General features: G+C 62.6%; 22 protein-coding genes. 11 read left to right on the top strand and 11 right to left on the bottom strand.

All coding sequences use genetic code 11. The annotated features are described in order from the left end of the window. Nucleotides 1-78: 78 nt before the first annotated feature. Nucleotides 79-1,449 (bottom strand): amidohydrolase, encoded by a 1,371-nt coding sequence (locus ACVWZA_RS10830; RefSeq protein ID WP_457311210.1) that lies wholly within the window; start codon nucleotides 1,447-1,449, stop codon nucleotides 79-81. 167 nt (nucleotides 1,450-1,616) lie between these two features. Here ACVWZA_RS10830 and uvrB point away from each other — a divergent pair, with 167 nt between their 5' ends. Genes uvrB through ACVWZA_RS10815 form a run of 3 tightly spaced genes read left to right on the top strand, consistent with a single transcriptional unit; the run spans nucleotide 1,617 to nucleotide 4,799 of the window. Next, entirely contained in the window at nucleotides 1,617-3,806 is a 2,190-nt protein-coding gene (gene uvrB / locus ACVWZA_RS10825; protein ID WP_457311403.1) for an excinuclease ABC subunit UvrB, read from the top strand. Nucleotides 3,807-3,836: 30 nt separating this feature from the next. Then, complete coding sequence (locus ACVWZA_RS10820) at nucleotides 3,837-4,226, top strand: DUF4357 domain-containing protein (RefSeq protein WP_457311209.1); 390 nt, start codon at nucleotides 3,837-3,839, stop codon at nucleotides 4,224-4,226. Further along, complete coding sequence (locus ACVWZA_RS10815) at nucleotides 4,227-4,799, top strand: HigA family addiction module antitoxin (protein ID WP_457311208.1); 573 nt, start codon at nucleotides 4,227-4,229, stop codon at nucleotides 4,797-4,799. Here the strand turns inward: ACVWZA_RS10815 and ACVWZA_RS10810 are convergent. Both ACVWZA_RS10810 and ACVWZA_RS10805 read right to left on the bottom strand, forming a co-directional pair. Continuing rightward, nucleotides 4,770-5,174, bottom strand: a complete 405-nt coding sequence (locus ACVWZA_RS10810; protein WP_457311207.1) for a PRC-barrel domain-containing protein — start codon at nucleotides 5,172-5,174, stop codon at nucleotides 4,770-4,772. The genes ACVWZA_RS10815 and ACVWZA_RS10810 overlap by 30 nt on opposite strands. A gap of 52 nt (nucleotides 5,175-5,226) precedes the next feature. Beyond that, nucleotides 5,227-6,501 carry an MFS transporter gene (locus ACVWZA_RS10805; protein WP_457311206.1) on the bottom strand — a complete coding sequence of 425 codons (1,275 nt, stop codon included), beginning with the start codon at nucleotides 6,499-6,501 and terminating at the stop codon, nucleotides 5,227-5,229. Between the two features lie 107 nt (nucleotides 6,502-6,608). On the opposite strand from ACVWZA_RS10805, the gene ACVWZA_RS10800 reads away from it, so the two are divergent. The 4 genes from ACVWZA_RS10800 to ACVWZA_RS10785 all read left to right on the top strand — a co-directional run bounded on the left by ACVWZA_RS10800 (nucleotide 6,609) and on the right by ACVWZA_RS10785 (nucleotide 9,888). Further along, nucleotides 6,609-7,142 (top strand): hypothetical protein, encoded by a 534-nt coding sequence (locus tag ACVWZA_RS10800; RefSeq protein ID WP_457311205.1) that lies wholly within the window; start codon nucleotides 6,609-6,611, stop codon nucleotides 7,140-7,142. Between the two features lie 65 nt (nucleotides 7,143-7,207). Then, complete coding sequence (locus ACVWZA_RS10795) at nucleotides 7,208-7,357, top strand: hypothetical protein (RefSeq protein ID WP_457311204.1); 150 nt, start codon at nucleotides 7,208-7,210, stop codon at nucleotides 7,355-7,357. 424 nt (nucleotides 7,358-7,781) lie between these two features. Further along, the gene (locus ACVWZA_RS10790) at nucleotides 7,782-8,204 is read left to right on the top strand and encodes a hypothetical protein (protein WP_457311203.1); all 423 of its coding nucleotides are present in this window, start codon (nucleotides 7,782-7,784) and stop codon (nucleotides 8,202-8,204) included. A gap of 100 nt (nucleotides 8,205-8,304) precedes the next feature. Further along, nucleotides 8,305-9,888 carry an amidase gene (locus tag ACVWZA_RS10785; RefSeq protein ID WP_457311202.1) on the top strand — a complete coding sequence of 528 codons (1,584 nt, stop codon included), beginning with the start codon at nucleotides 8,305-8,307 and terminating at the stop codon, nucleotides 9,886-9,888. A 26-nt stretch (nucleotides 9,889-9,914) separates the two neighbouring features. Here ACVWZA_RS10785 and ACVWZA_RS10780 read toward each other — a convergent pair whose 3' ends face one another. After that, nucleotides 9,915-10,370: a DUF2721 domain-containing protein gene (locus tag ACVWZA_RS10780; protein ID WP_183113454.1), complete on the bottom strand. Its 456-nt coding sequence runs from the start codon at nucleotides 10,368-10,370 to the stop codon at nucleotides 9,915-9,917. A gap of 99 nt (nucleotides 10,371-10,469) precedes the next feature. Between ACVWZA_RS10780 and ACVWZA_RS10775 the strand changes: the two genes are divergently transcribed. Then, nucleotides 10,470-11,585 carry a GNAT family N-acetyltransferase gene (locus tag ACVWZA_RS10775; protein ID WP_457311201.1) on the top strand — a complete coding sequence of 372 codons (1,116 nt, stop codon included), beginning with the start codon at nucleotides 10,470-10,472 and terminating at the stop codon, nucleotides 11,583-11,585. Between the two features lie 104 nt (nucleotides 11,586-11,689). Here the strand turns inward: ACVWZA_RS10775 and ACVWZA_RS10770 are convergent, their stop codons facing one another. The 3 genes from ACVWZA_RS10770 to trmB all read right to left on the bottom strand — a co-directional run bounded on the left by ACVWZA_RS10770 (nucleotide 11,690) and on the right by trmB (nucleotide 13,491). Then, a complete protein-coding gene (locus tag ACVWZA_RS10770) occupies nucleotides 11,690-12,157 on the bottom strand; it encodes an SRPBCC family protein (RefSeq protein ID WP_457311200.1) in 468 nt (155 codons plus the stop codon). A 64-nt stretch (nucleotides 12,158-12,221) separates the two neighbouring features. Continuing rightward, nucleotides 12,222-12,629: a GFA family protein gene (locus ACVWZA_RS10765; protein ID WP_457311199.1), complete on the bottom strand. Its 408-nt coding sequence runs from the start codon at nucleotides 12,627-12,629 to the stop codon at nucleotides 12,222-12,224. 181 nt (nucleotides 12,630-12,810) lie between these two features. Continuing rightward, the gene (gene trmB / locus ACVWZA_RS10760; RefSeq protein ID WP_457311198.1) at nucleotides 12,811-13,491 is read right to left on the bottom strand and encodes a tRNA (guanine(46)-N(7))-methyltransferase TrmB; all 681 of its coding nucleotides are present in this window, start codon (nucleotides 13,489-13,491) and stop codon (nucleotides 12,811-12,813) included. A gap of 111 nt (nucleotides 13,492-13,602) precedes the next feature. Here trmB and ACVWZA_RS10755 point away from each other — a divergent pair, with 111 nt between their 5' ends. Then, nucleotides 13,603-13,869 carry a hypothetical protein gene (locus ACVWZA_RS10755; RefSeq protein WP_457311197.1) on the top strand — a complete coding sequence of 89 codons (267 nt, stop codon included), beginning with the start codon at nucleotides 13,603-13,605 and terminating at the stop codon, nucleotides 13,867-13,869. Nucleotides 13,870-13,908: 39 nt separating this feature from the next. On the opposite strand, the gene metK is transcribed toward ACVWZA_RS10755, so the two are convergent. Both metK and lnt read right to left on the bottom strand, forming a co-directional pair. Then, nucleotides 13,909-15,126, bottom strand: a complete 1,218-nt coding sequence (gene metK, locus ACVWZA_RS10750; RefSeq protein WP_457311196.1) for a methionine adenosyltransferase — start codon at nucleotides 15,124-15,126, stop codon at nucleotides 13,909-13,911. Nucleotides 15,127-15,198: 72 nt separating this feature from the next. Beyond that, nucleotides 15,199-16,758 carry an apolipoprotein N-acyltransferase gene (gene lnt, locus ACVWZA_RS10745; protein WP_457311195.1) on the bottom strand — a complete coding sequence of 520 codons (1,560 nt, stop codon included), beginning with the start codon at nucleotides 16,756-16,758 and terminating at the stop codon, nucleotides 15,199-15,201. 184 nt (nucleotides 16,759-16,942) lie between these two features. Here lnt and ACVWZA_RS10740 point away from each other — a divergent pair, with 184 nt between their 5' ends. Both ACVWZA_RS10740 and ACVWZA_RS10735 read left to right on the top strand, forming a co-directional pair. After that, a complete protein-coding gene (locus ACVWZA_RS10740; protein ID WP_457311402.1) occupies nucleotides 16,943-17,362 on the top strand; it encodes a VOC family protein in 420 nt (139 codons plus the stop codon). Nucleotides 17,363-17,373: 11 nt separating this feature from the next. Next, nucleotides 17,374-17,676, top strand: a complete 303-nt coding sequence (locus ACVWZA_RS10735) for a polyhydroxyalkanoic acid system family protein (protein ID WP_457311194.1) — start codon at nucleotides 17,374-17,376, stop codon at nucleotides 17,674-17,676. A 110-nt stretch (nucleotides 17,677-17,786) separates the two neighbouring features. Here the strand turns inward: ACVWZA_RS10735 and ACVWZA_RS10730 are convergent, their stop codons facing one another. Further along, nucleotides 17,787-18,272 carry a hypothetical protein gene (locus tag ACVWZA_RS10730; RefSeq protein WP_457311193.1) on the bottom strand — a complete coding sequence of 162 codons (486 nt, stop codon included), beginning with the start codon at nucleotides 18,270-18,272 and terminating at the stop codon, nucleotides 17,787-17,789. Between the two features lie 235 nt (nucleotides 18,273-18,507). Next, nucleotides 18,508-19,836 (bottom strand): PQQ-dependent sugar dehydrogenase, encoded by a 1,329-nt coding sequence (locus tag ACVWZA_RS10725; protein WP_457311192.1) that lies wholly within the window; start codon nucleotides 19,834-19,836, stop codon nucleotides 18,508-18,510. Nucleotides 19,837-20,135: the final 299 nt, after the last annotated feature.

The raw sequence follows: 20,135 nt of genomic DNA, 5'->3' as shown, positions 1-20,135 counted from the left end.
ACTTGCCATCGCCCGCTGCTTGTAATTACTGTGAAGAGGGCCCGCTACCTCATGGTGGGTGTGACGCGCCTTATCCCTTCATTTATTCGCGGCGGCGGCGGCCGGTTTCATCAGATCCAACGCCGCCGCGGCCATCGCCACGGCGCCGGTTATGATCGCGGGTTCGGGCGTGATCTTGAACAGTGGCGAGTGATGCGACGCCACTGCCGGGCCGCCGTTCGTTGCCGCGTCAAGTGCGGCCTGCGGCGTGCCGCCGACCGAAAAATAATAGCCCTTCACGTCGGTATCGGCCGCGACCAGATAAGCGAAATCCTCCGCGCCCATGCCTTTTTGCATGAAGGGACGGAACGCCGCGTCGCCCAGCGTTGCCTTCATGACGCGATTGAGGCGTCGTGCGAGGTCAGGGTAGTTGCTGGTCACGCCGGTTCCCTCGACCAGCTTCACCACGGGCATCTTGTCCTGCGGCATGCCGTTGAGCTCACCGATGCCGCGCGCAATGCGCTTGATGCCATCAAGCAATTGCTTGCGCTCGGCCTCGTCATTGGCGCGCACCGTTACTTGCAGCCGCGCCTCATCCGAGATGATGTTGTGCTTCAGGCCGGCATGGAACGAGCCGACGGTGATGACCCCCGGTTCCAGCGGTTGGCGCTCGCGGCTGATCAGGCCCTGCAGCGCAATCACCAGCTGCGACGCCATATAGACCGGATCCTTGCCCATATGCGGGCTGGCGCCGTGTGCGCCGATGCCGGGGACCGTGATATCGACCGAATCCGACGACGAATATTGGATGCTCTCCGACGCCGAGACCATACCAGTCGGCAGTTCGGCATCGACATGGAAGGCGAGCGCATAATCGGGCTTGGGAAAGCGGGTGTAGAGCCCGTCGGCGATCATCGCGCGTGCGCCGCCGATACGCTCTTCGGCGGGTTGGACGACGAATATGATCGTCCCGGCCCAGCGGTTGCGCAGCGCCGCGAGCCGTCGTGCGGTCGCGACCATCGCCGTGATATGCGTGTCGTGACCACAGGCATGCGCGACCGGCGCCTCGACCCCGTCCACCCCCACCTGGCGCACCTTCGACGCATTGGGCAGGCCGGATTTCTCCTCGACCGGTAAACCATCCATATCGGCGCGGATCAGCACGGTCGGCCCCGCGCCGTTCCTGAGCACACCGACCACGCCGGTACCGCCGACCTTCTCGGTCACGACCATGCCGGGAACCGCCCTCAGTTCGACGGCCATGCGCGCGGCGGTGTTTACTTCCTTGAACGACAGTTCGGGATTGCGGTGGAACCAGTCGAACAGCTTTGCGAGGTCGCGGTCGTAATCCGCTTTCACCGCCGCGGCATAATCGGGCGGTGTCGGCGCGATTGGGGTCGGCGCAGTTTGGGCAAGCGCCGGCTGAGCCAGCGCGCAGGCGGCAATGGCGGTGACGAACAGGCGACGCATGATTTTCTCCCCCGAGCAGGCGAGCAGCGTAGCGGATGCGGTTTGGGTGTCGAGTCGGTTGCGAAATGCTTTGAGGGAAATGCGGCGGCTCCATGCACGCGAAAGACCCGCACATCATCGATGACGTGCGCGTTGCCGAGTGGCGCTGGCGGCCCCATATTCGCGCCATGGCCATCCAGATTCGCACCAGCCTCGAAGAACCCGAAACCGGGCAGAATTTCATTCCGCATCGCCCCGCGCGCCCACCCAAGGTGGAGGGCGGCAAGGCGTTCAAGCTGGTCAGCGAATATACGCCGTCGGGTGATCAGCCGACCGCGATCGCAGAACTGGTCGAACAGACCCAGGCGGGCGAGCGCGACCAGGTGCTGCTCGGCGTTACAGGGTCGGGCAAGACCTTCACCATGGCCAAGGTGATCGAGGCGGTGCAGCGCCCCGCGCTGATCCTGGCGCCGAACAAGATTCTCGCCGCGCAGCTCTATGGCGAGTTCAAGTCGTTCTTCCCGGACAATGCGGTCGAATATTTCGTCAGCTACTACGACTATTACCAGCCCGAAGCTTATGTGGCGCGCTCGGACACGTACATCGAGAAGGAAAGCTCGACCAACGAAGCGATCGACCGGATGCGCCATGCCGCGACCCGGTCGCTGCTCGAACGCGACGATGTTATCATCGTCGCATCGGTGTCGTGCCTTTACGGCATCGGTTCGGTCGAGACGTATTCGGCGATGATCTTCGACCTCAAAAAAGGCCAGTCGGTCGACCAGCGCGAGATCGTGCGCAAGCTGGTCGCGCTGCAATACAAGCGCAACGATGCGGCGTTCCAGCGCGGCAATTTCCGCGTGAAGGGCGACAATCTCGAAATCTTCCCGTCGCATTATGACGATACCGCGTGGCGCGTGTCATTCTTCGGCGACGATATCGAGGAGATCGTCGAGTTCGACCCGCTGACCGGTAAGAAGGTCGCCAGCCTGGATTATGTCCGGGTCTATGCGAACTCCCACTATGTGACGCCGGGGCCGACGCTCAAACAGGCGATGGAAGCGATCAAGTTCGAGCTCGCCGAACGGCTCAAGGAACTGGTGCCTGAGGGCAAATTGCTCGAGGCACAGCGGCTGGAGCAGCGCACCAATTTCGATCTCGAAATGATCGCCGCCACCGGGTCGTGCGCGGGGATCGAGAATTATTCGCGCTTCCTGACCGGGCGGATGCCGGGTGAGCCTCCTCCCACATTGTTTGAATATCTGCCCGATAACGCCTTGTTATTCGTCGATGAAAGCCACGTCACCATCGGCCAGATCAACGGCATGTCGCGCGGCGATCATCGCCGCAAGCTGACGCTCGCCGAATATGGTTTTCGCCTGCCCAGCGCAATCGACAACCGCCCGCTTCGCTTCAACGAATGGGAGGCGATGCGCCCGCAGACCACTTATGTTTCGGCCACACCGGGTGGGTGGGAAATGGAACAGACCGGCGGCGTGTTCGCCGAACAGGTGATCCGTCCGACCGGGCTGATCGATCCGCCGATCGAGATCAAGCCGATCGAGGAGCAGGTCCAGGACCTGATCGTGGAGGCGAAGAAGACCGCCGAGGCGGGGTATCGCACCCTGGTCACCACGCTGACGAAACGCATGGCCGAGGATCTGACCGAGTTCATGCACGAGGCGGGGCTGAAGGTTCGCTATATGCATAGCGATGTCGAGACGTTGGAAAGAATCGAGCTGATCCGTGATCTTAGACTTGGTGTCTATGATGTTCTGGTAGGTATCAACCTGCTGCGCGAAGGTCTCGATATTCCCGAATGCGGGCTGGTCGCGATCCTCGATGCCGACAAGGAGGGCTTTTTGCGCTCGGAGACGTCGCTGATCCAGACCATCGGCCGCGCCGCGCGCAACGTCGATGGTCGCGTGATCCTCTATGCCGATCGCATCACCGGCTCGATGGAGCGGGCGATGAACGAGACCGGGCGCCGCCGCGAGAAGCAGCTCGCCTATAACGAAGAACATGGCATCACGCCGCAGACGATCCGCCGCAATATCGGTGACATCATCAAGGACGTGTCGCAGCGCGACCAGGTCACGATCGAGATCGACGACGACCGTCCGCACATGGTCGGCCACAATCTGCGCGCCTATATCGAGGATCTCGAAAAGCAGATGCGCGCCGCCGCCGCCGATCTGGAATTCGAGACCGCCGGGCGTTTGCGTGACGAGATCCGCCAGCTGGAGCAGGAAGAATTGGGATTGCCGGTCGATCAGCAGAAAGCGCCGATGATGGGGCGGTCCAACGAAGGCAAACCCGGCACACGCAAGACGCGCTACGGCAAGAGCCAGAAGTTCAAGAGCAGCCGACGCGCTTGACTATCTAATCTATCTGAGACAAAATAGAGAATGCAGATAGAGATCGATTTTGAAGTGTATAAGGCGTTGACCACGCTTCGCGAGAGCGAGACCGATTCGTACACCGGCGTCCTTCGAAGATTACTCAATATTCCCGCCAATGTTGACCAATTGCCCAATTCAGAAAGAGCCTCTCTTGGCGCTTGGTTTGGCAAAGTTCACTTCCCAGAGGGAACGCAGTTTAAGGCAGTTTATAAGGGGCGAGCATATTCCGCCGAGATTGGGAACGCCGGATGGGTGGATCAGGAAGGAATGCCGAGAAACAGCCCCTCAGAGGCTGCAAGCGCCGTTTGTGGCGGCACCAATGTTAACGGCTGGCGCTTCTGGCAGGCAAAGCGTCCCGGCGACGCGACTTGGCGTCGTATAGACGGGTTTAGATAGATGATTCGCGCTTTTGCCGATGTCGAAACAGAGCGCGTTTGGCAGGGCAAGCAAAGTCGTCGTCTGCCTTGTGACATTCAGAACAGCGCACGACGCAAGTTGCGCTACATAAATCGGGCAAAGGTATTGCAGGATTTGCGCGTACCGCCGGGGAATCGACTGGAGCAGTTGAAAGGCTTCACGCCTTTACGATATAGCGTTCGTATCAATGACCGAGGATCACCTTTCGCTGGTCGGACGGAGGCGCGAATGATGTCCGGATCGAGGACTATCACAAAGGATGAAGGCCGATTGGACAATGTCCACCCCGGCGACATTTTGCGTCATGACTTCCTGATCGGCAGCGAAATTTCCTTGGCAGACGTCGCGGGAGCGAGCGGAATCAATGCAGGGCGGCTGGCCGAATTGCTTGACGGCAAGGGGGTGGTTGACGCAGCGACTGACCTCCGTCTTTCTCGCTATTTCGGAATTTCCGAGGGCATTTTCCTGGCCTTGCAGAACGATTTCGATCTCGAAGAAGCCAAGCGCGCACTGAACGGCGAACTAGACCGGATCGTGCCCCGCGCTGCTTAAACCGCCCAGCGACAGATCTTCCCTCCCGACGCCGTAATAGCTCGCCACGCGGTCGGCATAGGCCTGGTCGAACACTGGCGGGTTCGATGCCCAGCTCGGGCCGCCCTCCAGCACACGGCGGTCGATTGTGACGATGTACGTGTCTGCGGCGGCGTCGAACGAGAGCAGACTGAAGGGCAGGGGGTAATAGGCCTTGCCCATGCCCAGGAAGCCGCCGATCGTCAGCACGGCATAGACCGCCTGGCCGGTGCGTTTGTTGACCATGAAGGCGTAAACCGAGCCGATCTTGTCGCCGTCGCGGCTGCGCACCGGCATCACATCGACCTTGTTCGACTGGATCAGCAATTGGGTCGGTTCGTCTGACGCTTTGGACATCGGGTTTCCCTTTTGGAGTCGGTGGCAAACAACTGCCGCGCGGTGCGGTTCCTTAGTCTTCCTCGATCAAGCTGGTGCGCTTGGTTTCCGGCAGCATCAGAAAGGCGATGGTCGCTGCGCCGATGATTGCCGTGACATACCAGTAAAAGCCGGATTCAAGGCCACCCTGCTTGAACCACAAGGCGACATATTCCGCCGTCCCACCGAATGCGGCGTTGCCGATCGCATAGGGCAGCGCGACGCCCAGCGCGCGGATATGGGCCGGGAACAACTCCGCCTTCACCAGCGCGCTGATCGAGGTATAGGCCGACAGCATCATCAACGGCACAAGGATGATCGCAAAGGCGATGACCGGATCGCGCGTCACCGCCAGGATGCTGAACACCGGCACCGAGACGATCATGCCACCAAAGCCGAACAGCAGCAGCATCGGCTTGCGTCCCAGCCAGTCGGCGAGCAGACCGAACACCGGCTGCGCCAGCATATAGACGATCAGCGCGGCGGTCATGATGAAGGTGCCGGTCTGCACCGTGAACCCGCTCGTATTGGTCAGGAACGTCTTCATATAGGTGGTATAGGCGTAGAAGGCGCAGCTACCGCCGGCGCTGATCACCGCGACGAGGACGAATTCGCGCGGATGCGCCTTCCATAGGGCGATCAGGCCGGACTTGGGCCGGTTCACGTCGAGTTTCCCGAACGCTTCGGTTTCGGCCAGGCGGCGGCGCAGGATATAGACGAACAACGCCAGCACCGCGCCGATGATGAAGGCGATGCGCCAGCCCCAATCGGCCATTTGTGCCTTGTTCAATGTCGCCTGGAGGATGCCCGCGACCGCTAGTGCGGTGAGCTGCCCGCCGATCAGCGTGACATATTGGAAACTCGACCAGAAACCGCGCCGGTCGCGCGTCGCCATTTCCGATAGATAGGTCGCGCTGGCACCATATTCGCCGCCGACCGACAGACCCTGGATCATTCGCGCGACCAGCAGGATTGCCGGCGCAGCGACTCCGATCGTGTCATATCCCGGCACGAACGCAATCATCAGCGAGCCCGCGCACATCAGCCCGACCGACAGAGCCAGGCCGGCCTTGCGGCCATGCGTGTCGGCATAACGGCCCATGACATAGGCGCCGATCGGCCGCATCAGAAAACCGACTGCGAACACCGCGGCGGTGCCGAGCAGCTGCGCGGTCAGGTCGCCCTTGGGGAAAAAGGTCGCGGCGAACACCAGCGACAGTGACGAATAGGCGTACCAGTCATACCATTCGACCAGATTGCCCGCCGATCCGCCGATGATCGATTTCAGCCGCTTCGAATCCAATGCCATATCTGGCCTCCCCTGGTCCGCTACGTCGTCCATCCCGCCGCATTCGCGCAAGGAAATTGTCGTCAGCACGGTTGAGCACACCGCAGGCTTCGCCCATAGGATGTCATATGCGTTCGCTTCCCATCCTCGCCCTGCTCGTCGTGCTGAGCAGCTGCGTGGGCCCGCCCACGCCGGCGCCGCGCCCGATTCCCCGCCCCGTGCCGGTCCAGACCCCTGCGCCGATGCCGACGCCCGTGCCGCTCGGCAGCGACTGGCGCGACTGGCCGGTGACTCCGGGCGACTGGACCTATCGTCAGGATGGGCGCGGTTCGATCGCGCTGTTTGGCGTGCCTGGTGCCGATGCGGTGCTGAGCCTGCGTTGCGACCGTGATGCCGCCGCGATCTATCTCTCGCGCGCCGGAATCGCGAACGGTGCGGTGCCGATGACCATCCGCACCTCGACGGTGATGCGCACGCTCGAAACGGTGCCGACGGGTGGCACGCCGGCCTGGCTCGCTGCGTCGCTTACGCCGCGTGATAGTCTGCTCGACGCGATTGGGTTCAGCCGCGGCCGCTTCGTCGTGCAGCAGGCCGGTTTTCCGACTTTGGTCGTGCCGGCCTGGGCTGAAATCCTCCGCGTGACCGAGGATTGTCGCCGCTAGGCTTTGTGCTCGGACGGGAAATGCTTTTCGCCTCGCGCGTTGTGGCGCGAGAGGAGGCGAGGCCCATGATCCGCAAGCTCAAGTCCGGCGAATATCGGCTTTATTCCAGAAAGACCGATGAGAAGACCGGCAAGCGCCGTAACCTTGGTACCTTCGACACGCGCGCGGCGGCGGAAAAGCACGAACGCGACGTGCAATATTTCAAGCGGCATTGATGATGGGAGCGGGCGCATTGCGATCGGCCCCGGCGAGACGCGTCCGGCCGATTTCGGCGACGAAAGAGATTCGTCTAAAACAGAATGAATTACAAGACTTGTATATGTGATTCGGATGATTCACATATAGGTCGTGCCCAAGCAGGGTGCGCCGTTTCAACAAGCGAAAGGAGGTGATCCGATGTCTCATGGTTCAGCAATGGGGTCGGTTCAGTTCGTTCGGGGGACGCGCCGCTAGGCTTTTTGGGATGACGGCGGGGGGTATTTTCCCCCAATCAACGTCGCCGTCTATCGGAGCTTAGCGGTTCGCATGGTCTCCCAAGCTGGAGCTTCCGGCCGCTGACCATGTCAGGAGGTTGCCGGGGTGCCGAACAGGCCCCCGGCAGCCTCTTTTCATGTCTGGCCTTTGTGATCCGGGGCAGTCATGTTCGTCTGCATGAAATTGCCGGTGCTCCTGATCGCCACATTCTGTCTTTCCGGTTGTGACGGGGCCGATCTATGCAGCAACACACTGGTCGAAAAGTTGCTCGATCCCACCGGTACCCATGTCGCCTATCATTATGTCCGCAACTGTGGCGCGACGACTGACTATGCCACCAGCGTCGCGATCGGCGCGCCGGGTGAAGATACGGCGAAGGCCGATGTGGTCTTTACCGCCGATTCCGGTCACGGCGCCGCTCGCACCGAAGGCGAAGGCATCTGGCTGAGGATGACATGGACCCGGCCCGGCATGTTGTTCGTGTCCCATGCGGAAAAGGCACGTATCTTCCGGCAGGAAAGCCAGGCGCGTGGCGTCGGAATCACATACCGCGCAAGCGATGGGCCGGTCGCTGTGCCGGTATCCTGATCCGCCGTGACTCCGCATCGGGCTTGCTGCCGTGCATCCCGTGCCGCACAGTTGCCGTATGAGTGAAGCCCGGTCGGGTTTGCATGAAGGGGGTAGCGCGATGCGGCATTTTCGACAGGCTTTTTTATTGGCAGCGGTGATCGCGGCACCGCTCTCGGCCCAGACCGCGCCGGTGGTGGAGGAGCGCTCGATTCCTGAGCTTCAGGCCATCATGGCCAAAGGCAAGGCGTCGAGCGAAGCGATCACCCGGGCCTATCTCGCGCGGATCGCGGCGATGGATCGTACCGGACCGACATTGCGCGCGGTGATTGCGCTCAATCCCGATGCGCTGGCTCAGGCCCGCGCGAGCGATGCGCGGCGCAAGGCGGGGAAGCGGCTCGGTCCGCTCGATGGCATTCCGATCCTGATCAAGGACAATATCGAGACGCTCGATCCGATCGCGACCACGGCGGGCAGCCTCGCGCTCAAGGATAATGTCACGCACCGCGACGCGCCGGTAGTGGCCGAATTGCGCAAGGGCGGCGCGGTGATCCTGGGCAAGACCAATCTCAGCGAATGGGCCAACATCCGCTCGTCCAGCTCGATCAGCGGGTGGAGCGCGGTCGGCGGGCTGGTCCGCAACCCCTATGCACTCGACCGCACATCGTGCGGGTCGTCGAGCGGATCAGGCGCCGCGATCGCGGCGAGCTTCGCGGCGGCGGCACTTGGGACTGAAACCGACGGGTCGGTCGTCTGCCCCGCGTCGATGAACGGCCTTGCCGGATTGAAGCCGACGGTCGGGCTGGTCAGCCGCACCCATGTCGTGCCGATCAGCCATAGCCAGGATACGCCGGGCCCGATGGCGCGCAGCGTGCGCGACGTGGCGATCCTGTTCTCCGCGATGGTCGCCGCCGACCCGGCCGATCCGGCGACCAGCGATGCGGGAAAATATGCCCGCGACTATGCCAAGGGACTTTCGGCCGATGGCCTGCAAGGCGTGCGGATCGCCGTATTGCGTCCCGACATGCCGGCGGCGCTCAAGACGAAATACGAGGCCGAGCTGCTGATCCTGAAAAAGGCCGGGGCGGTGCTGGTCGATGCCGAACAGCCCAAGCTCGACGGCATGGGCGAGGCCGAAGGCGATGTGCTTCACAGTGAACTCAAGGCCGATCTCGACGCCTATCTCGCATCGACGCCGGCGGGTGTGAAGACGCGAACGCTCGATCAGGTCATCGCCTTCAACGAGGCGAACAGATCGACCGAAATGCCGTTCTTCGCGCAGGAGACGTTCCTGATCGCGGCGAAGACACGTGGCCTGGCGGACGCGGAATATCTCGGCGCGCGCGCCAAGTCGCTACGGCTGGCCGGCGCGGAGGGGATCGATGCGATCCTCAAGACCGCAAGGGCGACGATCATCGTCGCGCCGACCTATGGCCTGCCCTGGCTGAGCGACAGCGTGTCGGGCGATAATTTCAGCGGGCCGAGCGCCAGCGAATTGCCCGCCGTCTCGGGGTATCCGCATCTCACCGTGCCTATGGGGCTGGTCAAGGGGTTGCCGGTCGGCATGTCGTTCATCGCGACGGGCTATGGCGACCAGGCGGTGCTGAATGCGGGTTATGCCTATGAGCAGGCGAGCAAGGCGCGTGTCGCGCCGAAATATCTGCCGGTGGCGGATGCCGGGCCGGGATTGGACGGGGTGCGATAGGACCCTCGCGGCGTGAGAGGCCGATGCTAATCCTTTTCGAGCAATTCCGGCCGGATATGGATCGCGGTCAGCGACATGCGCACCTCGATCAGGAACGAGATCAGCGCGGCGATCAGCAACGCCATCGCCAGGATGAACGAGATCGCGACCACCGTGCCGATGTGCAGCTTGACCAGTTCGGCGACGAACAGCCCGGCGACGACGAGGCAAGTCATCACCGCGCTCGACACCGCCAGCACCAATGCCCGGTTAATCACCGTCATACGCCGATCGAGCAGGCGCAATTCCCACACATGGCGGTCATGCTCCGGCCCGGTCGAACGCGGGTGGAGTTGCTCGATTGCGCGAGCCCGGTCGACCACGCGCGACAGCCGGCCGGCGAGCACGTTGAGCAATGCGCCGATGCCGGCAAGCATGAACACCGGGCTGAGTGACAGCTGGATCGTCTGTGCGATGGTGGTGACGGCAGGGGTCGAGAACATCACGGGGTTCTGACGCGCCTGCGCCCATGCGGTCAAGCGCGCTGACTTGCGGGTGCCATGCGAACCGCTTGGTAACGCCTCGCCGCTATAGCCACGGCCATGAACAAGCCGATGCTCCTCGACGATTTCGTCCGCTTGCCCGCCGCGGTGCGCGCCGTTGCGCTCGACGGACTGTCCGGGCTGCTCGACATGGTCGCCGAAGCCGCGCCGGAGACGCATCGTTTCCTGCGCTACCAATGGTTCGCCGCCGCCCTGCTCGCTTATGGCGGCGCGGCGCGCACGATCGTGGTCGAGGAGGACGGCAACCCGGTCATTGCGCTGCCGATGGTGCGGTTCGGTCCCGGTCCGGCGCGGCTCGCGGCGGTGCCCGGTTGTTATTGGCCGTTCCGCAGTTTCCCCACCAGCACCATTGCCGACCGGCCCCATTTCGAGGCGCTGGTCGACCGGCTCGGCGCCGAGGTCAACGCGCTGCGCATTGGCCCGGTCTATGACGGCGATCCGTCGCTCGAACCTTTGCTGAGGGTCGCGCGCGCCAAGAATTGGGTGGTGCTCGACCGCTTCGTCGCCGATTCGTATCTGCTCGACATGAATGCGGCGCGGGACGAAGGCACCTGGCCGCGCAACTCGACCTTGCGCAAGAACCGCTTCCACGAAAAGCATCTCGGCGATCATGGCGCGCTCGACTGGCGTTTCCTCAGCGGCGCGGACTGGGGGCAGGGCGGGTTCGACGCGCTCGCCATGGTCGAGGAAAAAAGCTGGATCGCCGCGCGTACCGACGGCAGCGATGCGAAATTCACCGGGAGCGGGCATGGCGCCTTCTGGCGCGCCGCTGCCGCCGATCCGGCGCTGGCGGACATGATGTGGGCGGCGTTGCTCACCGTCGATGGCGCGCCATCGGCGTTCTCGTTCGACATCAATGCCGGTGCGCTCAAATACGCTATCGCCAACAGCTATGATCCCGCCTTTGGCAAGCATTCGCCGGGCAAGCTGCTCTATTACCGCAACCTTGTCCGTGCGCTGGACGACGGCATCACCACGGTCGATTGGGGTGCCGGCGACAGCGGTTACAAGCGCGTCATCGGCGCCGACAAGGGACCGGCGATCCGTGACTGGCTGATCGTGCGGCCGGGGCTTCCCGCCATTTTCGGCCGCGCGCTGAAGAGTGTTTGGGAACGCAGCGGCAATGCCCCTGCGTCTGCCCCTGATCCGGTTTAAAAGAAGGACGACTAAGGCCTTCAGCGATCTATTGGTCGCGGCCTTGTCGTTAATTCCGCCGACCGCGCGGTGGGGTCGCACATCATCGTCGCGGTCGTTTCTGCTCAGTTGATGCCGGTTGTTGCTGCCGGACCCTGTGGCCGGTCGAGCGTCGCTTTCATGACTTGCAGACCCGCCGCGATCATGCCGTCGATCTGATCCGACGCAGCATCGGGCAACAGGTCGGCGGTCCAGATGACCCGGCTCGATCCACTTGAATCCGCGAAGACTTGCACCGACGCATTATAATGCGCGAGCGGCCCGCCGATCGCCCCCCATGCCAGTCGTCGCGTAGCGTCGTCACGGCTGATGATCGGTTCGACCACGTCCATGCCGTTGCCGAACTTTACTCTCCGGACGACCCCCGAGACCGATTCACCTCCATCGGCGATCTGTACCCCGTCGCGCTCCAGAACGGTGGCCGTGACGAACCCGGGCACCAGACGAGTGTGAAGCGCGCCGACATCCCTGATCGCCGCCCAGACATGTTCGATCGCATTATCGATCAGGATTTCGCGTATTACCGTTGCCATGCGAGCATTTCCCTTTGTCTGAACGTATCGTTCCGGAGGTCCGGGAATGTCGATGCGCGACGGGTCACAGGTGCGCCGTCACCAGTGGCTCGTTCATCCAATCGTCGTCGCGGCCGTTGGAATAGCGGACCTTCGCCGCCGCCAGCTCCTCGTCGCTGGCATTGTCGAGACACGCAAGGTTGATCGAATAGAAATCGCCGCCCAGGAGATCGAGATAACCCTTGCCGAACACTCGGATTCCGCAGCGGACGCAGAACAATATCTGCATGGTTTGCGAACCGAACCGGTATTCGGCGAGGTGGTTCTCACCCTCGATCGCCGCCACATCGTCAGGAGCGACGATCGCGCCCCAGTATCGCGACTTGCCGCAGATCGAACAATTGCACCGCCCGGTGCCGGCCCGAAGATCGAGGTCGGCTTCGATCGCGACTTGCCCGCAATGGCAGGTCGCCCGGTACAGGCGTTTTGCCATCAGAATTTTCCGCCGTTCGCCATCGCCATGATCGCCGTCTCATCGTCGCGGCGTCTTGCGTTGTGCCGGTGCCGTTTCGTGGATGATGGACAGTTGTCGCGTTGCCCGCGACGCTCGTTCGATCGAACGTTCGATAATCGCCGCCCAACGTAAAATCGCCGTGGTCGGTCGCGACCGCGCGCTATCGGCGGATATACCGGAAATACCAGACTTCGTGTCCCTGACGCCGCGCCTTGCGCTCGTAGCGCGTCTCCGGCCAGTCGGCGGGGCGTTCCAGGAAATCGCGCGGATGCTCCGCCTGCCATTCGAAATCGCGGCGGTCGTTCATCACCATCATCGACCAGCGGCAATAGGTCGGATCGTCGGTGCCGAGCCGGAACTCCGCGCCGGGTTTCAGCTTCGTGGCGATCAGGTCGAGTGGGCCGTGATTGACCATGCGGCGCTTGGCGTGCCGCGCCTTGCGCCATGGATCGGGGTGGAGAAGGAACAGCCGGTCGAGGCTGGCATCGGGCAGCCGTTCAAGCACTTCGAGCGCGTCGCCCATATGCAGGCGAACATTGGTCAGCCCTCGGTCGCGAATATGCCCGAGCGCGCCGACCATTCCGTTGAGGAACGGTTCGCAGCCGATAAAGCCGGTCGCGGGGTTCATCTCCGCTTGGCCTGCGAGATGCTCGCCAGCGCCGAAGCCGATCTCGAACGCCATGGGGCGGTCGGCACCGAACAGCGATGCAGCATCGACCGGGCCTTCGTCCGGCACGCTAAGCGCGGCTAGCGTGTCTTCGACCAGGGCCGCCTGTCCGAGACGAAGTTTATGGCCCTGCCGGCGGCCGTAAAGGCGGCGGATCGAGGCAGGATCGCTCATTCGATGCTCCGGTAATATAACAAAAATGTCATTATTTGGGTCATGGTTTAGCGCGTATTGTCGTGATATTGGGCTGCTGCAGCATGATTCGTTGTGCACTGCGGCAAGTTGATGTCGAAAAACTTCATTGTTGGCTTGGGGCAAGGGGATGCGGATCGCATCCTTCCACCTTCGGTTAGTGGAATCGAGCAACGTATGAAAATCGCGCTCATCATTCTCGCCCTAATCGCGCTCGCCGCGGTCGGGTATCTGACCATGCGCAGCCGTGCGCCGCGCAAACGGCGGTCGCAATTCTTTTCGCACACGTTCGACAATAGCGGCGCCGGAAAAGTGCGCGATGCGCCGCATGACGACGATATAGACCAGATCAAGCCATAGACTCCGACCCGTTTCGGGGGCCGGAGTCTTTGGTGCCGCTCAGGCGATTGCCGCTTTCAGGCGATCGACCAGGTCGGTCTTTTCCCACGTGAAATACTCGCCCTCGGGCGTGCGTCCGAAATGCCCGTATGCCGCAGTCTTTTGATAGATCGGCGCATTGAGCTTGAGGTGCTCGCGAATACCCTTGGGCGTCAGGCGGACGAGCTGGGGCAGCACCTCTTCGAGCTTCGCTTCGGAAACCTTGCCGGTACCGTGCGTGTCGACATAGACCGACAGCGGCTCGGCGATCCCGATCGCATAGCTCAGCTGGATCGTGCAACGCCGCGCCAGACCGGCCGCGACGACGTTCTTCGCCAGATAGCGCGCGACATAGGCAGCCGAGCGATCGACCTTGGTCGGATCCTTGCCCGAGAACGCGCCGCCGCCATGCGGTGCCGCGCCGCCATAGGTATCGACGATGATCTTGCGGCCGGTGACGCCGGCGTCGCCGTCCGGGCCGCCGATTTCGAAACGGCCGGTCGGGTTGACGTAGATCGCGGTCTCGTCGGTGATGAAGCCGTCGGGCAGCACATCGTTGAACACGCCGACCACATAGTCGCGCAGTTCCTTGTACTTGACCGGATCGCCCTCGTTATTGTGGAAGAAATAGCCGGGTGCATGCTGAGTCGAGACGACCAGCGCGGTTGCGCGAACCGGCACTTCATTTTCATATGCGAGCGTCACCTGGCTCTTCGCGTCGGGCTCGAGGAACGGCACGACCTTGTTGTGGCGGTCATAGGCGAGCTGCTCAAGGATGCGGTGCGAATAATAGAGCGTGGCGGGCAGCAGGTCGGGCGTCTCGTCGGTCGCGTAACCGAACATGATGCCCTGATCGCCGGCGCCTTCGTCCTTGTTGCCGCTTTCGTCCACGCCCATCGCGATATGTTCGGACTGTCCGTGGAGGCGGTTGATGAACTCGAACGTGTTCCAGTGGAACTGATCTTGCTCGTACCCAATGCGCTTGACCGTCGCGCGGACCGTAGCCTCGATCTCCTCGAGCGCGCCGGGCGCCCACGCACCATTCTCGTACACGCCCTTGCAGCGGATCTCACCGGCGAGCACGACCAGATTGGTGGTGGTCAGCGTCTCGCACGCGATACGCGCATAGGGGTCCTTGGACAGGAACAGATCGACGACCGAGTCCGAAATCTGATCCGCGACCTTGTCGGGATGACCTTCCGAAACCGATTCGGACGTGAAGAGAAACGAAGCGCGCATCAATCTACCCTCGGCTGAAGCGGGTTCAGGCAAACCGAAACCGCATATAAAGCTTTCCTTATATGGCGGGCACTAGCGAGACCATCGCCTTATGGCAACGGCCAACAGCAGCATTGCCGCAGCGACGAGGAACGCCATGAGGTTGCCGACCCGGGCGAAGACCGTCGGGGCATGGGCGGGGGGAATGGTCAGTTCGATCGCGCCCGCGGTCTCCGCGGGCACGCTGTCCAGGACGCGGCCTTCAGCATCGATGATCGCCGAAATACCGGTCGGCGTGGCGCGGATGATCGGCAGGCCTTCCTCGATTGCACGCAGTCGGGCCTGAGCGAGATGTTCGGGTGGGCCCCACGGGCCGTACCATGCATCGTTCGACGGGTTGAAGATCACCGCCGGACGATGTGCGCGATCGACGGTCTGGCCGGAAAAGATGATCTCGTAGCAAATCTGTATCCCGACCGAGCCGAAATGGGGCAGGTCGAGCGCACGCGGGCCCGGACCGTCGAGGAAATCGAAATCGCCGGGCACGAGCCGCGACAGGCCGATTCGAGAGAGGATCGGGCGTGCGGGCAGATATTCGCCATAAGGCACGAGATGCGCCTTGTCGTAACGCCCGTGCAAGCGCGCGTCGGCGCCGATCGCGAAGACCGAATTGGTCCCGCCGACGACCTCGTCCTTGTCGTCGAATCTTAGGGAATTGCCGCCGGTGAGTACGATATCATTGGGACCGAGCAGCGCCGCGATGCGCCGCCGGGTGAATTCTGCGCTGCCGCGCCAATAGGTATAGGATGGATAGCCGTCCTCGAGCATGAAGCGGATCGCGCCTTCGGGCCAGACGAGCAGGCGCGGGGCAGGGCCGGGCGCACCGCTGAGGGCGGCAAGCGCGCGGAAATTATTCTCCGCATAATTGGGGCCGGGCCGGTCTTCCTCGGGAAGGTTGGGTTGGATGACCCGAACGCGGGGGGTCGTCGCATCGCCGCGTGGGGCATCCGGTCCACCGATCCCGATCAGCGCGAACAGCAGCGTGGCACCGCCAAGCGGTGCCGCAAAACGCCACCGCCCAAAGGCAAGCAGCAGCGCTGCACCGGCTACCGCGACGGTCAGGCCTGACAAAGCATAAGTGCCGGTGATCGCGGCAACGCGAGCGACGCCGGCAAGCGGTACCCAGATCACGCCCAACGGATTCCACGGATAGCCGGTGAACATCGTGCCGCGCAGCCATTCGGCGACGATCCAGCTCGCGGCGAACACCAGGACGAATCCGGTGCTCGGCGTGGCGGTCGAATCGCCCACCGATCGCGGGCTGGCGAAGCGCCATGCAAGGCCCGCCGCGAGCATCGGATAGAGCGCCAGATACAGCGACATCAGGACCACAGCGCCATAGCCGAGCCAGTATGGCATCGCGTCCTGAAACTCGAAGGCGTGCTGGATCCAGTTATTGCCGACCGTGAAATGGGCGACCCCGAACAACCAGCCGTAGAGCAGCGCCTGTTTCAGACCAGGGGCATCATGGACCAGCCACATCCATGCGGCGATGCAGACAAGCGTGACGGGCCAGAACTGGAGTGGAGCGAAGCCGGTTGCGGCAAGCGCGCCCAGGGCAAGCGAACACAGGGCCGAGTAGCGCCTCGTCATGGGAGTTTTCTTATCCGACAATGGCCGTTCTCACCCGCCACGCCGGGCTTGCCCCGGCATCTACCAAGCCTCAAGGGCCACGATCACCGCCTATGCGGAACGGCGAACCCCGGAACAAGGCTCTTCCGGGCGACATCGTCGGTTCCGGGGTGACGAAAAGAGTTCAGCGGTGTATTATATGACGATGACGCTTCGCCCCTTTCATCTCGCCTTCCCTGTCCATGACCTCGCCGCCGCGCGACATTTCTATGGCGTGGTGTTGGGCTGCGCCGAGGGCCGCAGCAGCGATGCCTGGATCGATTTCGATCTTTTCGGGCATCAGATCGTCGCGCATCTCGATCCCGCGGCGAGGGCTGTGGCGGTCAGCAATCCGGTCGACGGACATGATGTGCCGGTGCCGCATTTTGGCGTCGTACTGACCATGCCCGACTGGGAAAAGCTCGCGACGCTCGTGGCGGCGGCGGGAATCACCTTCGGCATCGCGCCGCATATCCGCTTCAAGGGTCAGCCGGGTGAACAGGCGACGATGTTCTTTCTCGATCCGAGCGGCAACGCGCTGGAGTTCAAGGCGTTTGCCGACGACGGCATGATCTTCGCGACGTGAAGGACGTAAGTATGACTGAGCCCATTACCGTCGATATTCCGCATCAGCATGGTCGCGAGGCTGTGCGCGAGCGGCTCGAAAGCGGCATCGGCAAACTCGCCGGCATGTTCCCCGGTGGCGCGGTGGTCGATCATCGCTGGGAGGGCGAAACGATGCACTTCACCGTCCAGGCGCTGGGCCAGAAGGTCGCGAGCCGGCTCGAGCTGTTCGACACTCATGTCCATGCGACGATCGACCTGCCGCCCTTCCTGGCGCTGTTCGCCGAAAAGATCAGGGCGAAGCTGGCCAAGGAAGGGCCGAAGTTGCTGCAATAGAGCGGACGGCCGACTGTCTCTCCTTCAATCGGTGGGACGTCAGCATTGCCGTCGGGGGAAGAGGCAGACGATGCGAATTCCGTCACCGACCACCAGATGTCGGCAAGGCCTCAGTCGCTCTTGACCTCGATCGCGCCAATCCGAAGCAGCGTCTCTGCGGTGCGTGCGAATTCGGTGATCAACGCTTCCAGCAGCGGCTCCAGGCCAAGATCCTGGATCACGCCCTGCGGCAGCGTCACACCGCCGCGCTCGTCCTCGATCAGCAGGCCGGTTTCGATCATCCGCCCGACATGCCGGCGCACCGTCTCGCGGGGCAGGCCACTGGCCGAGGCGATGGCGTTGCGTGAGATCGGCACGACCCATTCGCGCGGCAATATCGCGGTCGCTGCGAACGCCTCGGGGATGATGCGTTCGCGCGTGAGCTTTTGCACATTGGCGACAGAGATCGTCAGATAGATGATCAATTCGGTCGGGTTGAGCGCCTTGGGCGCGGAATAGATGCGGTGCGCTGCCAGGAACTGATTGGAGATCGACGTCATCGCGATCCGCCAGTTTGCAGCCATCTTCGCAGGATTGGTGACGACCCGCTCGCTCAAGAGACTGACTTTCGAAATAGGGCCAATATGGCCACGATACCCGTAATGGGTAACGAACGCTTTACCGTAAACCATCGTTAGAAGGTCGGGAAGCTATACCGCTGTCGGGGATCGATGGACCGACAGCCGTCGGGAAGCGGGATCAACGAGTTACGCGGGAAAGTGTCGCGCCGTATCGGCGTGATAAAGGACGGGCTGCGCGCTTCGGGGGGAGCACGCAGCCCGTTTTCCGTTTCTACCGCCCTGCCGTCACGCGCCAGATCACATTGCCGACATCGTCCGCGACGAGCAGTGCGCCGGTCTTGTCGGTGATCACGCCGACCGGGCGGCCCTGCGCCTCGCCCTTGGCGTTGAGGAAGCCGCCGAGCACATCGACCGGCTTTGTGCCCTTCACCGGATAACCATTGTCGCCGAACGGGACGTAAATAACCTTGTAGCCCGATACCGGCGTGCGGTTCCACGACCCGTGCTGGCCGATGAACGCGCCGTTGGCGAAGCTGGCGCCGAGTTTCGCATCAGCCGCGAAGGTCAGGCCGAGCGACGCGGTGTGCGGCCCCAGCGCATAGTCTGGCCGCTTCGAATATTGTTGCAGCGCCGGGTTCGGCGGATCGACCCGTTTGTCGGGATATCCGCCCCAATAATACCAGGGCCAGCCGAAGTGATCGCCGAATTCGACCTGGCTCATATAATCGGGCGCAAGATCCGAACCGAGCATGTCGCGCTCGTTGACCGTGGTCCATAGCTGTTTGCTGTGCGGCTCGAACGCCAGGCCATTGGGATTGCGCAGGCCGGCGGCGAAGATGCGAAACGTCTTCGCGTCGGGAAAGACCTGTAAGATATTGGCGCGGAATTTCTCGGCGTCGATGCCGTTCTCGGCGATATTGCTCGACGATCCGACGGTCACGTACAGCGTCTTGCCGTCCTCCGCCGCGATCACGTTGCGCGCCCAGTGGTTGCCACCGCCCTGCAGCTTGATCACGGTTTCGGGCTTGGCAGTGATCTTGGTTTCGCCGACCTTGAACGGGAAGCGCACCAGCGCGTCAGTGTTGCCGACATAAAGCCAGTCACCCATCACCGTCATACCGAACGGCGAATTGAGCCCGGTCAGAAAGGCCGACCGGCTTTCCGCAACGCCGTCGCCATCGCTGTCGCGCAACAGGATTATGCGATTGGCGGAGGGCACACCGGCACCGGCCTTGCCCATCAGCCAGCCCATCACCGTTCCAGTGATGCCGCCACCCTTGCGCGGCGGCGAGTTGGTTTCGGCGACCAGCACATCGCCATTGGGCAGGCGATACAGCCAGCGCGGATGGTCGAGGCCGCTGGCGAATGCCGCGACGGTCAGTCCGGCAGCGGGCGTCGGCTTTGCGCCCTTGGGCCAGCCGACCGCATCGGCGACCGCGATGGTCGGCACCATCTGCGTACGCGGCGCGGTGATCTGGGGCCTTTCGCCACTGACCGCGGCGACCGGCAACCGAGCCTGATCGGGCCGGCTGATAAAGTACCAAAAGGCCAGCACCGCGAGGACGATCAGGCCGATGACGATAAGAATGTGTTTGCGCATGAGATAAGGTTACCCCGGACTGCGGGCCAAAGGAAGCCCAGTCCCGGGGAACGTCGAGCGTTATGTCAGACTCATGCGCAGGCGCTCTGGTCACGCGCGCGCAGCCCGCAGCAATCTCGTTTCGACGATAAGAAAGAGCAAGCCGGCATGGGTTCGGCAAGAGATGCCAGACCACATCTTGTGCCATGGTTTGAATCACTGCGGGCGATAGAGCTGAGAGGCGGGAGATATGGGACACCAATAATGTCCCGTTTCTCAGGCTGCCGCTTCATGATGAGGATAGTATAGCTAATTATTTC

It is taken from the genome of Sphingomonas sp. UYAg733, from assembly GCF_054057355.1.
Note: the sequence above shows the minus strand (reverse complement) of the source record. Positions and strands in the feature narration are given on the sequence as shown.

What these genes read in the sequence shown, in the direction of transcription:
- ACVWZA_RS10830 (WP_457311210.1), bottom strand. Translation starts at nt 1,449, where the DNA reads ATGCGTCGCCTGTTCGTCACCGCCATTGCCGCCTGCGCGCTGGCTCAG.
- uvrB (WP_457311403.1), top strand. Translation starts at nt 1,617, where the DNA reads ATGGCCATCCAGATTCGCACCAGCCTCGAAGAACCCGAAACCGGGCAG.
- ACVWZA_RS10820 (WP_457311209.1), top strand. Translation starts at nt 3,837, where the DNA reads ATGCAGATAGAGATCGATTTTGAAGTGTATAAGGCGTTGACCACGCTT.
- ACVWZA_RS10815 (WP_457311208.1), top strand. Translation starts at nt 4,227, where the DNA reads ATGATTCGCGCTTTTGCCGATGTCGAAACAGAGCGCGTTTGGCAGGGC.
- ACVWZA_RS10810 (WP_457311207.1), bottom strand. Translation starts at nt 5,174, where the DNA reads ATGTCCAAAGCGTCAGACGAACCGACCCAATTGCTGATCCAGTCGAAC.
- ACVWZA_RS10805 (WP_457311206.1), bottom strand. Translation starts at nt 6,501, where the DNA reads ATGGCATTGGATTCGAAGCGGCTGAAATCGATCATCGGCGGATCGGCG.
- ACVWZA_RS10800 (WP_457311205.1), top strand. Translation starts at nt 6,609, where the DNA reads ATGCGTTCGCTTCCCATCCTCGCCCTGCTCGTCGTGCTGAGCAGCTGC.
- ACVWZA_RS10795 (WP_457311204.1), top strand. Translation starts at nt 7,208, where the DNA reads ATGATCCGCAAGCTCAAGTCCGGCGAATATCGGCTTTATTCCAGAAAG.
- ACVWZA_RS10790 (WP_457311203.1), top strand. Translation starts at nt 7,782, where the DNA reads ATGTTCGTCTGCATGAAATTGCCGGTGCTCCTGATCGCCACATTCTGT.
- ACVWZA_RS10785 (WP_457311202.1), top strand. Translation starts at nt 8,305, where the DNA reads ATGCGGCATTTTCGACAGGCTTTTTTATTGGCAGCGGTGATCGCGGCA.
- ACVWZA_RS10780 (WP_183113454.1), bottom strand. Translation starts at nt 10,370, where the DNA reads ATGTTCTCGACCCCTGCCGTCACCACCATCGCACAGACGATCCAGCTG.
- ACVWZA_RS10775 (WP_457311201.1), top strand. Translation starts at nt 10,470, where the DNA reads ATGAACAAGCCGATGCTCCTCGACGATTTCGTCCGCTTGCCCGCCGCG.
- ACVWZA_RS10770 (WP_457311200.1), bottom strand. Translation starts at nt 12,157, where the DNA reads ATGGCAACGGTAATACGCGAAATCCTGATCGATAATGCGATCGAACAT.
- ACVWZA_RS10765 (WP_457311199.1), bottom strand. Translation starts at nt 12,629, where the DNA reads ATGGCAAAACGCCTGTACCGGGCGACCTGCCATTGCGGGCAAGTCGCG.
- trmB (WP_457311198.1), bottom strand. Translation starts at nt 13,491, where the DNA reads ATGAGCGATCCTGCCTCGATCCGCCGCCTTTACGGCCGCCGGCAGGGC.
- ACVWZA_RS10755 (WP_457311197.1), top strand. Translation starts at nt 13,603, where the DNA reads ATGTCGAAAAACTTCATTGTTGGCTTGGGGCAAGGGGATGCGGATCGC.
- metK (WP_457311196.1), bottom strand. Translation starts at nt 15,126, where the DNA reads ATGCGCGCTTCGTTTCTCTTCACGTCCGAATCGGTTTCGGAAGGTCAT.
- lnt (WP_457311195.1), bottom strand. Translation starts at nt 16,758, where the DNA reads ATGACGAGGCGCTACTCGGCCCTGTGTTCGCTTGCCCTGGGCGCGCTT.
- ACVWZA_RS10740 (WP_457311402.1), top strand. Translation starts at nt 16,943, where the DNA reads ATGACGCTTCGCCCCTTTCATCTCGCCTTCCCTGTCCATGACCTCGCC.
- ACVWZA_RS10735 (WP_457311194.1), top strand. Translation starts at nt 17,374, where the DNA reads ATGACTGAGCCCATTACCGTCGATATTCCGCATCAGCATGGTCGCGAG.
- ACVWZA_RS10725 (WP_457311192.1), bottom strand. Translation starts at nt 19,836, where the DNA reads ATGCGCAAACACATTCTTATCGTCATCGGCCTGATCGTCCTCGCGGTG.